Origin of the sequence: Exiguobacterium sp. s80, assembly GCF_018618725.1 — a bacterium.
In the GTDB taxonomy this organism is placed as follows: Bacteria; Bacillota; Bacilli; order Exiguobacteriales; family Exiguobacteriaceae; genus Exiguobacterium_A; species Exiguobacterium_A oxidotolerans.
In genome coordinates, this window is the sequence record NZ_JACSMP010000008.1 from 23,101 (window position 1) to 34,129 (window position 11,029).

Below are 11,029 nucleotides of genomic sequence, written 5' to 3' on the forward strand. Positions count from 1 at the left end.
TCTGAAAAAACGTTTGACAGATGGGAATCATTTCCGTTAAAGTAAATCCCAACAGCATAGCTACTTATCGAGAGCGACCGAGGGATTAGGCCCAACGACGTCCGGCAACCACCAGTAATGGAACGGTGCCACATCCTACAGAACTTCTTTTGTTCTGAGAGATAAGTTACGAAATTCTACAATTCGTCGCTTTTTTCTGGTTGCTCTCTAACTGGAAAAAAGCGATTTTTTTGTATAGGGAGGGAAACATCATGATTGAGTTCGCACACATCACAAAACAATTTGTCCGTGACCGCACACCGATTTTTGCATTAAACGATGTCAACTTAACGATTGAACAAGGGGAAATCTTCGGCATCATCGGTGAATCCGGCGCCGGAAAAAGTACACTCTTACGGTTGATTAACGGACTCGAGACACCGACGAGCGGTACGGTCATAGTAGACGGAGCCAATCTATCACGTGTCTCCAAAACGTCTCTCCGCAAACTCCGTCTCCGGGTCGGTATGATCTTTCAACACTTTCAACTGATTCAGTCCCGCACGGTTGCCGACAATATCGCGTTCGCCTTAAAGGCTGCCGGTGTCAAACGGCGTGAGTTCCCGAAACGGATTCAAGAATTAACGGCACTCGTCGGACTCGAAGGATTCGAGACGAACTATCCGAGCCAACTCAGTGGTGGACAAAAACAACGCGTCGGCATCGCACGAGCGCTCGCCAACAATCCAAACATCTTACTCTGTGACGAAGCGACATCAGCGCTCGATCCGGTGACGACGCTCCAGATTCTCGATTTACTGAAAGATTTGAACGCCCGGCTCGGTTTGACGATCATCCTCATCACCCACGAAATCGATGTCGTCAAACAAATTTGTCACCGCGTTGCCGTCATGGCGCACGGTGAAGTCGTCGAAGTCGCTTCGACTTACGCCATATTTAGTCAAGCCGAACATCCGGTCACAAAACATTACGTCGATACGGCACTCCAAATCGAGTTGCCGGAACGAATTTTACGGACGACACCCGGCAAAGTCATTCGACTTCAGTTCACGGGTGAAAAAACAGGTGAGAGTACCTTATCTGAAGCCATCAAACAATTCGATATCGCAGTCAGCATCCTGCATGGGAAGGTCGACTACATTCAGGACGTCGCGTTTGGCGTCTTAATCGTCAGTTTGACGGGACCGACACTGCATGTGAATCGTGCCTTAACCTGGCTCGAGGGACAGTTGCACGCAATCGAGGTGATTCAAGATGTCGCTTGACCGGTTTACGACAATGCTTCCCGACTTAACGAAAGCACTCGGAGAGACGGCCTTCATGGTCGGCATTTCACTCGCCTTCGCCATCATCATCGGAATTCCACTCGGGATTTTATTATTCATCACCGACCGCGGACTCTTTTTCCAAAATGTTTTCATTCGAACGACGTTGGACTTCGCCATCAACATCGTCCGCTCGTTACCATTCATCATCCTACTCGTTGCTTTGATTCCATTGACGCAACTCATCACGAAGACGACAATCGGTCCCGCTGCCGCCTCGGTCAGTTTGAGCGTCGCCGCGATTCCGTTTCTCGCCCGACTCGTCGAAACCTCACTCCGTGAGATTCCACCCGGCTTGATTGAAGCAGCAGAAGCGTGCGGGGCGAAACCGCTTCGCATCATTATCAGTGTTCTCCTTCCGGAAGCATTGCCCGGAATCATTCAAGGCTTGACGTTGACCTTGATCAGCCTGATCGGATTCTCAGCGATGGCAGGGATCGTCGGTGGCGGCGGAATTGGTGACCTCGCGATCCGGTTCGGTTATTACCGGTACGATAACGTCGTCATGATCATGACGATCGTCGTGCTTGTCGTCATCATTCAAGTCATTCAGGCACTCGGCAACCGGTTCGCACGTGTCGCCGATAAACGATAACTTACAAATAGAGAACGCAAGGGAGAGATTACGATGAAAAAACGCTATGCCTTTTTAGCAACAGGATTATTAGGAGCAAGCATCTTAGCCGGATGCGGTGACAGCAGTGCAAATGAAGAAACGAAGTCCATCAAAATCGGGGCGACGAGTGGTCCGTATAGCGATATGGTCAAAGAAGCGATTCAACCGGGACTCGAAAAGAAAGGCTATAAAGTCGAAATCGTCGAATTCAGTGATTACATTCAACCGAACCTTGCCCTCGGGAGCGGTGATATCGATGCCAACCTGTTCCAGCATTCGATTTATTTAAAAACGTTTGCGAAAGAAAAAAATCTCGACCTCACAGGGCTGATCACTGTCCCAACCGCACCGATGGGATTATACAGCAAGTCCTATAAAACGTTGGACGATGTCAAAGAAGGCGCTGAAGTCGCGACACCGAACGATCCGACGAACCAGGCACGTGCTTTGAACCTGTTAGCGGATCAAGGTTGGATTGAACTAAAAGCAGATACCGATCCACTGACCGTCTCAGAAAAGGACATCATCAAAAATCCAAAGAAACTCGTCATCAAACCGCTTGAAGCCGCTCAGCTTCCACGCGCTGTCGAAAGTGTCGATATTTCAGCCGTTCCCGGAAATTTCGCACTTGCTGCGAAGTTCGACTTACTCGATGCACTCGCACTCGAGACGATGAACGAGCAGTACCGCAACTTAGTCGCTGTTAAGACAAGTGACGAAGACAAACAACTGGCCAAAGACTTAACCGCTGTCGTCAAATCGGATGATTTTAATGAAGTGATCGAAAAATCATTCAAAGGATTCAGCAAACCAGACTGGGCGAATTGAGCAGAAGTGTCACTTTTACGGAAAGACCTTATTCTCGCCACTTCTCAAAAGAATAAACGCCATAAAAAACCGGACGGCTCCACCTCCTTTCAATAACAGGGGTGGGCCGTCCGGTTTTTCGATAGTATCTCTGTTACTCGTCGCTCCCCCTTCCCGAATCGCAGCCTTTCTCAGGTCTTCTTCCATTAGAAAGCCTAAAAAGATTTGCTTCCACGTGACTCCTACGGGAAAAAGCGCAAGGCTTGCTTGCGCTGTCAGAGGCAGGCGAGACCCTGCATCTTGACCTGTAAGGGAAAGAGGCAACGGCTTGCGCCTCGCCCGAGGAAAGCACGGGAAGTAAGAATCTTTCGTACCACTTATATCAACCACCTACGTTTTTTGATTCGTAAGATATCACGTTTCCCGGGACTCAAGACAAACCAAAAAGCCTAGGTTCCCATTGACGAGAACCTAGGCTTTACTTTAGTTCGTGCTATTTTCACGGTGTTCTAAAGTTAATCGTAAAGTACGGTGCATCTTTTCTAAACGCCACTCCAACATCCGCTTGTTTGAAGCCGCTTTGCATGATGTTTTCACGATGCCCTTTTGAGTTCATCAATCCCCAGTGGGCAGCGAAGACATTCGGATACCCCATCGATAAGTTTTCACCCGCCATCGAGAAGCGAATGCCTTCTGCCTTCATCCGGGCGAACGGGTCACGGCCTTCAGGATCCGTATGCGAGAAAAAGTTATTCTCCGCCATGTTTTCACTGTGTCCGCGCGTGACCGGTTTTAATGCTGTATACGGCGACAATGCAGGTTTCTTGTATTCGGCACGTTCCCAGTTCATCAGGCGTAACATCAATTTCTCATCCGTCGTCCGTAATGCTTTTGAAGCAGCACCATAGAACCCTTCTTTTTTCGCTTCGACGTCCTTCGGAATCGCCAGTGTTGCTTTGACGCGATTTTTATCATATTGATCAAAGAAATACGTCACGTAGTTATCGTTCTTTTCATAGACGGCTGCGTGATCAAGGTTCAGCATGTAGTTCGTATTTCCCTTTCGATAGGACTTGACGACCTTCCAGCCTTTTTTCGCAAGCGTCGCTTCCGTATCTTTATTTAACGTCGCGCCTTGCGTCGTCACGCCGTCCCGGAAACGATACTTCCCGTAATCTTTCCCGTCTTTCGTCAGTGCGACAAACTCCTCTGTCGCTGTCCGTCTGACTTCCCACTTGTATCCCGGGTACTCACTTGTATATGCATCAATCAGCTTTCCCCCACTTTTCGGGTACTCCGCCTCCGCTTGTTCGATTGGAACGCTTTCGCAACCAAAGAAAGCAAATGCTATTACCCCGAGGACTAATACTTTTTTCATCCTGCTGGTCCGCCTCCTTCTTTCTTGCATTACCCTTATTTTAAAAGAAATTGAACCGTTCGAACAGTCAGAGTATCCATTCTAAGAAAATCACATGATTCATTCGACTTGTTCACAACACAGACACATTTTAGTAACATCGCCTTTAAAGGTCTGACAACTTAGTCCGAAGCCATTCTCATTTCATTATCGTACAGAAAATGAACTATTTTCCCCTCTTGTTGAAATGTGTGAACATTCTTTTATTTTCATTCTTTGCAAATCTTATTGCCGTTCTTTCATCACCTAGCTAATATTAGGAATCGTAAGGAAAAAAATACGTGTTTGTCCATATAATATCCATCAAAAGGAGTATGCCATGATTCTTCTCTATTTTATTTATGAATCGATTACGTTTCTCGCGATTCAGCAGTACTTGTTTTCAGGTTGGATGATTCTCGTTGTGTTGACGGTCTCCTTTAGTCTCGCGAACGCACATGACGAAGTTCACTATAGCCAACGTTTCGGATTCGAACTGCTCGTCCCCGGTGTCGGAAACTTATTACGGAAGAACTTTATCGTCGGTCTCGCCACGATTATTACCTTAATCATCATCCACTTCATGTACATGTTTCGGATCCTTCCTCTTGAAACTGCCCTGCTCTTCACCTTTTCAATCAGTAGCCTTTCCTTCCTATCTCTTTTTATCCGAACACACAAAAAAGCGGACCGCTAAGTCCGCTTTTTTTATTTATTGAAATTTATCAGAAGTCGTTAATTTGTAGCGTTTTGAAAGCTCAAGCCAGTTCTGTCCATCTTTTTTCGTCTTCACAAGAATATACGGCAAGCCTTTCGAAACACGAAGTTCGAGTAATTCACCTTGTTGCTGACCATGTGTTTCACTCACTTTCAACCAACGCTTTGCAATTTTTCGTTCGATGACGATGTGTTTTCCTTTTTGAACAGCGCGCCATTTTCCGATTTCAGCTTTTCCTTTGACAGGAATCGCACTCTCCGCACCTTGAATCGAAATGATTGCCGGATCGTGGTCGCTCGCGCTTCCGTCTGCTTCCATGTAATCCGAGTTGATGTTGACAATATCAGATGAAGTATAGCGTTTTAAGTTTTTCGAGATTAAGATGTGATCGAGTACTTGTGCGTTACCATTATAGACATACGAGTAACGTTCTGATTTCGGAAGATCATCGACCGTGTTCCACAAGTTCTTTCCTTTGAGGATGTCGAGTGTTTTCGAGAACTGGAAGTCATTCAAGTCACCAAGAACAACGACATTCGAGTCTTTGACTTCTGTTTCGAGTTCATTGACGAAATCTTGGACGATTGTCGCAATCGCATGACGCTGTACTTCGCTCTTACGTACGACCGGTTGATTTTTACCGAAGTCTGCTCCGTCGCCACCTTTAGAGTTAAAGTGGTTGACGATGACATGGTACGACTCCCCTTTGAAGAGGAATTCCCCGACGAGTGGCTTCCGTGAACTTGCGAAGTTCGGGTCGAGCGGTTGAATCCGTCCCGGGTTACTCGTCAACTTGCCGTTTTCGACCGAAACCGCTTCTGTTGCCGTTCCTTTTTTACCTGGTGCAAGTGAGACGCGCTCCGGGTTATACAAGAAGCCGACACGGATGTTTCCGCCTGGCTGTCCGCCATCTTTTTTATCTTCTGGTGCGATGTCTGTATACGCATACTTAACGCCAGTTTTCGCTTCAATTGCTGCAATCAATGTTTCAAATGATTTGGATGCATCGACGGTTCCACTATCAACTGCACCATCGTTATCTTGCATTTCTGTCAAACCGACGATGTCCGGTGTTTTGAGGAACGTCGCAATCCCTTCCGAGACACGATCAACTTTCCCGGCGTCTGCTGTCGAAGCAAAGTTTTCGACGTTATACGATGCGACCGTCAAACGTGACTCTCCTGTTTCGATGTTCGTCGGTTGACGATCAATTTCACTCGTGACGAGTTTCGGAAGATCAGCTGCTTTTGACAAGACTTTATAAGCAGAGTAGTTGTAGCTCATGACGCCTTCAATCGTTCCTTCAAAACGGTCACCTGATTTCGCACGGTATGACGAACTGCCCATCTCGACGAAGAGACGTTCCGGGTTGACGTTGTCTGCCGTCAAGATTGGTGTACCGCGTTTCGTGTAGACTTTGTCTGCTGTTTGCGTCCGGACCGGAATCGTCCGGTTTGCTTGTGGACCTGTAACGATGGCATTCGGAAGTGCAACACGCATCCCTTCGACACTTTCATACAGGTCGATTGCATCTTCTTCCGGATCAAAGTTCGCGAACGCATCGTTATCGACGACATCCGTCGGAATCAAGACGCCGTCCCCACCGAGGACGATGCTTGCAGGTAATCCTTCGTTAAGTGCTCCTTTAACGAGGTTGACAGCACTGAGCTCTGTCACAGGCAAGTCTGTCTCCGCTTTATCACTATATCCACCTAATAGCCATTCTTTCACATATCCAGTTGTCGCGACCTTTTGTCCGACTGCCGCTCCGTGGTTTTTCGAATACACTAAGATACCTTCAGATGTCTTACTGTTATTATCCGGATTCGGATCCTGCATGTAGAAGTTGTTTGCATCCACGATATACGTGACGACACCTGTCGTCCGGACGAGTTGATCGGCGTATGGAGACAAATGTGCAATTCCTTGGATACTGCTGATTTTCGTGAGGGGTGGTGCGATGTAATATTTGAACGTCGAAACGGCTGACGTTTTACCATTCTTGACGACGACTGCTTGAATCGTCATTTCCTCATTAATTGTGATCGGCTCTGAGTAAACCGGACTTTCAACTGTCGGTGTTAATCCATCGACTGTATAGTGAATCGTCCCTTCCCCTGTAAGCGTTACTTTATCACCACGCTCAACTTCGCCGACTGGGTCAGCCGTTGGTGCAACGAGAATATCACCTGCTTCTGCTTTATGTGATCCTAAATCTGTTAATGTATCGACCGGGAAGCTTGTCCATTGTGACGGTTCATATGTTTTTGAACCGGTCGTCACGTTTGTGTTACGGACGAGCGTCGTATCTTTCGCGAAATCCGCACTTGATCCGACTGGTCCGATGATGTCGAGGACGACATCTCCTTTTTTCAGGGCAACGGGATCGTTACCGTTGAAGTTCAGTGATCCTGTCGTTTGTTGTGCTTTTGCTTTAATGTCAGCATTTGCACTTGAGTTTGCAATGACGAATGTTTTACCCGGGTCAATCGTTCCGGAAAGCGTGATTTTTGATTCAGACGGTCCACCATTCGTATACTGTACGAGTGTGTAGTCAGCGAGATTGATGATTTGCCCCGAACCATTGTAAATCTCGATCGCTTTGTTATTGCTCGATCCTTCTATGTACTCTGACAGGATGACGCCTTCGCCCTCTGCCCCTACGATGATGCCTGCCTGCGGAAGAATACCTGCTGTTAATGCTCCGACCAATGCCCACTTACCAAACGTACTTCCGTATTTCATGATGTTGACCCCCTATTTAATTTTCTGACACTTCTTTATAGTATCAGAAATAATTTGTAAAAGTGTATGTTTTTCGTAAAAAAAGATGTCATCCTTCGTAAATGATAATTATGGTATCGCTTACAAATTTTCATCGTTCGCTTTTCTTATAATTATCTTTTGGAGTCACTCTCATCAATAGATGTCTTCCCACCGTTAGCAGGTTAAAAAAGGGCATAAAAAAAACGCCTTCTCAGCGTGTTGGTTTTTTTTACATTAGTTGTCAGTGGAATCGAGGACACAGGTGATCAAAACACCTGAAACGACGAAAGCCCTACCTCTCTTTCGTTGTTACGGCTCCTTGGCCGCGCCAGCTGAATCAAGCGTTTTAGCAAGAATCAAGTTGCGTATTAGGTTACGCATTTACTGGGATTTTTAGAGTTTCGCTCGGATGAGCTGAAAAGTATCGAATGGAAGGTTTATCTTGCTGGGTCAACTTCTTCCCTAAAGAAGAAGGACAAAATAAAAGCGATGACTTATGTCTGACTCGATTGTCAGTTAAGGTCTAAAAATCCTGACCTGATTATTAAATTGTGTATTGTGGGTTAAAGATTCTCACATGAGTGATCATCCCCGATTCATGACATTTCTTAATATAACACAAAATATTTTACAAAGTCAATCTTTTTTTATCTCTAGATTTCTTTGACTAAATCAAGTTGATACAGACCTTAGAAATCGCTATCGTAAAGATACAAATAATATAGAAGAAACGAGGTACACATTATGCCGACAAACCGGTTGATTCACGAAACAAGCCCTTACCTGCAACAACATGCTTCCAATCCGGTTGATTGGTATCCGTGGGGAGAAGAAGCCTTCACTGCCGCCCGGACAGCAAATAAACCGATTTTTTTATCGATTGGTTATTCGACCTGTCACTGGTGCCACGTCCTTGCCCACGAAAGTTTCGAGGATGACGAAACGGCGACGATGCTGAACGAACGTTTCATCTCGATTAAAGTCGACCGGGAGGAACGACCGGATATCGACCAAATCTACATGACGGCAGCCCAAATCATGACCGGTCAAGGAGGGTGGCCGCTCAGCGTCTTCATGTCGCCGGAACAAGTTCCGTTTTATATCGGGACGTATTTTCCGAAGACACCCCAGTTCAACCGTCCGAGTTTCCGACAAGTCCTGCTTCAGCTGAGCGAACACTATCAAACGGATCCGCAAAAAATTAAACGGGTCGGTACACAAATCGAACAGGCGTTGCTCGATGTCAGCACGGTCAAGCAGCACGGCACGCTGGATGAGGAGCTGTTACACACAACATTCGACCAAGCGATGCGCCAATTCGATGTCACGCATGGCGGATTTGGCGGTGCACCGAAATTCCCGTCTCCGTCCCTGTTGACGTTCCTGCTCGATTATTACAAGTACGCGGAAGACGAGACGGCACTCCAGATGATCATGCGGACGCTGACTGCGATGCGTGACGGCGGCATCACCGATCAAGTCGGCTTCGGCCTCTATCGTTATACCGTGGATGCCGCTTGGATGATTCCCCATTTTGAAAAGATGCTCTACGATAATGCCTTGTTCGCGACCCTTTGCCTCGAGACGTATCAAGCTTCCGGGAATGACCGCTTCAAACAGTACGCGGAAGAAATCTTCACGTATGTCGAACGTGACCTGTTATCGAACGAAGGTGCTTTCTACTCGGCAGAAGATGCGGATAGTGACGGTCACGAAGGACTTTTTTATAGTTTCTCCTATGATGAGCTGACACAACTGCTAGGTGAAGAAGCCTTCTTTCCGCGGTATTACGGTGCAACACCAAACGGGAACTTCGAAGGACGGAATGTGTTTCATCGTTCAAATCAAGATCTCCACGCATTCGCTGCTGAAGTAGCACGCCCCGTCGCAGATGTCGTGCGCCAACTTGAACACGAACGGCAACAACTCTTTGCACATCGCGCGCATCGAACCCGACCGTTTCGGGATGATAAGATTTTGACGTCATGGAACGCGTTAATGATTTCCGCTTTTGCAAAAGCAGGACGGATTTTAGGAAACCCGCATTATACGACCGTTGCCAAACGCGCGCTCACCTTCATCGAGCACCACTTACTCGATGGTAGCCGCTTACGCGTCAGCTATCGAGAAGGACACGCTCAAGGCAGAGGATTTCTCGACGACTACAGTTTTCTCGCGGAAGCTTATCTCGAGTTACATCTTACGACGCAAGAAGTACCGTACCTTAAACAGGCTCGTCGCCTGACGGATGTCATGCTTTCAGCGTTCGGCGATCCGTCCGGTAGTTTCTTCTTCACGGCGTCAGAAGCAGAACGCTTGTTGATTCGACCGAAGGAAGTCTATGACGGTGTGACACCGGCTGGTAATAGCACGGCGACCTTGAACTTATTCCGCCTCTCCCAATTGACGGGAGACTCGCGTTACCTCGAGACGGCGCACCATATCCTTCAATCGGTCGCGGAAGATATGAAGCAACAACCGACCGGTTATGCTTCATTAATGAGCGTCTATTGCCGTATCATGATGAAACCTCAAGAATTGATTGTGTTATCGGACGACATGACGAAGGTCGAACCGTATCTCCGGCGCCTCTTCAAACGCCATCACCCGGAGTTATCCCTTCTCGTCGGCCGAAAAGCAGAACTACTCGAAATCGCTCCATTTATCGAAGACTACCAGTTAATCGCGGGTCAGCCGACAGCCTATCTGTGCCACGACTTTACGTGCGATCAACCGACGACAAACCTCGACGAACTCCTCGCTCAATTGGACCTCTAACAATCATTCCCTTCTGTTTTCTACAAACAGAAGGGTTTTTCAAAAATCTAAACCCCTATTTTCAAAAAAATTCTAATTTTACTTTAGATAAATGTTTTATTGTCGATAGTAGAGATAGGAACACTTATCTTACACCTTAGAATCGACACCCTAGAGCCTGAAACGTCCCCGGACGAATTTTAATATAGGAGGAATTATTCTTTGAACACGACACTATTCACGAAAACCTTGAAGATGATTGTTAGCTTCATTATGGTCCTCGGCGTATTATTTACGTACATACCTGCGCCTGAAGCTGCCACAACGAAAGTAACAACTTATCGTCTGTCTACCGATAGTTATCTGTATGACAAGACGACATCTTCCCGGAAACGCTTGTTGACGATCAAGACCGGAACAATCGTTTCATCTACGTATGTTTCTACTTCTGGTGATTTCAGAAGAATATCATATAGTGGAAAAACGGGATATGTTGCGGCAAGCTCTCTAACCCCCTACTATCAAAAACAATCAATTAGCGGGCAACGCTTTATCACTTCTAAAGAAATGACCATTTACCAATCTGCTGTGACTACATCAAAAAAAATCGCATCGCTGGACGCGAACGATGTTTACTATACTTC

8 protein-coding genes and 1 riboswitch are annotated in these 11,029 nt (G+C 46.7%); of the genes, 6 read left to right on the plus strand and 2 right to left on the minus strand.

What is annotated here, in order from left to right:
* Positions 1-61: 61 nt before the first annotated feature.
* A riboswitch (SAM riboswitch) is annotated at positions 62-168 on the plus strand.
* Between the two features lie 83 nt (positions 169-251).
* Genes KNP94_RS12790 through KNP94_RS12800 form a run of 3 tightly spaced genes read left to right on the plus strand, consistent with a single transcriptional unit; the run spans position 252 to position 2,769 of the window.
* Complete coding sequence (locus KNP94_RS12790) at positions 252-1,265, plus strand: methionine ABC transporter ATP-binding protein (protein WP_214768915.1); 1,014 nt, start codon at positions 252-254, stop codon at positions 1,263-1,265.
* Complete coding sequence (locus KNP94_RS12795) at positions 1,255-1,920, plus strand: methionine ABC transporter permease (RefSeq protein ID WP_214767083.1); 666 nt, start codon at positions 1,255-1,257, stop codon at positions 1,918-1,920. The genes KNP94_RS12790 and KNP94_RS12795 overlap by 11 nt, the downstream gene beginning before the upstream one ends.
* 33 nt (positions 1,921-1,953) lie before the next feature.
* Positions 1,954-2,769 (plus strand): MetQ/NlpA family ABC transporter substrate-binding protein, encoded by an 816-nt coding sequence (locus tag KNP94_RS12800; protein WP_214768917.1) that lies wholly within the window; start codon positions 1,954-1,956, stop codon positions 2,767-2,769.
* Between the two features lie 478 nt (positions 2,770-3,247).
* Here the strand turns inward: KNP94_RS12800 and KNP94_RS12805 are convergent, their stop codons facing one another.
* Complete coding sequence (locus tag KNP94_RS12805; protein WP_214767081.1) at positions 3,248-4,126, minus strand: CAP domain-containing protein; 879 nt, start codon at positions 4,124-4,126, stop codon at positions 3,248-3,250.
* 358 nt (positions 4,127-4,484) lie between these two features.
* On the opposite strand from KNP94_RS12805, the gene KNP94_RS12810 reads away from it, so the two are divergent.
* On the plus strand, positions 4,485-4,841 hold the full coding sequence (locus KNP94_RS12810) for a hypothetical protein (protein ID WP_214768919.1): 357 nt from the start codon (positions 4,485-4,487) through the stop codon (positions 4,839-4,841).
* Between the two features lie 15 nt (positions 4,842-4,856).
* Here the strand turns inward: KNP94_RS12810 and KNP94_RS12815 are convergent, their stop codons facing one another.
* Positions 4,857-7,607 (minus strand): chitobiase/beta-hexosaminidase C-terminal domain-containing protein, encoded by a 2,751-nt coding sequence (locus tag KNP94_RS12815; protein ID WP_215115756.1) that lies wholly within the window; start codon positions 7,605-7,607, stop codon positions 4,857-4,859.
* Positions 7,608-8,372: 765 nt separating this feature from the next.
* Between KNP94_RS12815 and KNP94_RS12820 the strand changes: the two genes are divergently transcribed.
* Together KNP94_RS12820 and KNP94_RS15980 are read left to right on the plus strand one after the other, a co-directional pair.
* A complete protein-coding gene (locus KNP94_RS12820; protein ID WP_215115757.1) occupies positions 8,373-10,406 on the plus strand; it encodes a thioredoxin domain-containing protein in 2,034 nt (677 codons plus the stop codon).
* 201 nt (positions 10,407-10,607) lie between these two features.
* On the plus strand, positions 10,608-11,029 hold a 422-nt coding region (locus KNP94_RS15980; protein ID WP_483299342.1), incomplete at its 3' end, for an SH3 domain-containing protein.

Bases quoted from the DNA above. Each gene is read 5' to 3' on its own strand.
- KNP94_RS12790 (WP_214768915.1), top strand. From the start codon at position 252: ATGATTGAGTTCGCACACATCACAAAACAATTTGTCCGTGACCGCACA.
- KNP94_RS12795 (WP_214767083.1), top strand. From the start codon at position 1,255: ATGTCGCTTGACCGGTTTACGACAATGCTTCCCGACTTAACGAAAGCA.
- KNP94_RS12800 (WP_214768917.1), top strand. From the start codon at position 1,954: ATGAAAAAACGCTATGCCTTTTTAGCAACAGGATTATTAGGAGCAAGC.
- KNP94_RS12805 (WP_214767081.1), bottom strand. From the start codon at position 4,126: ATGAAAAAAGTATTAGTCCTCGGGGTAATAGCATTTGCTTTCTTTGGT.
- KNP94_RS12810 (WP_214768919.1), top strand. From the start codon at position 4,485: ATGATTCTTCTCTATTTTATTTATGAATCGATTACGTTTCTCGCGATT.
- KNP94_RS12815 (WP_215115756.1), bottom strand. From the start codon at position 7,607: ATGAAATACGGAAGTACGTTTGGTAAGTGGGCATTGGTCGGAGCATTA.
- KNP94_RS12820 (WP_215115757.1), top strand. From the start codon at position 8,373: ATGCCGACAAACCGGTTGATTCACGAAACAAGCCCTTACCTGCAACAA.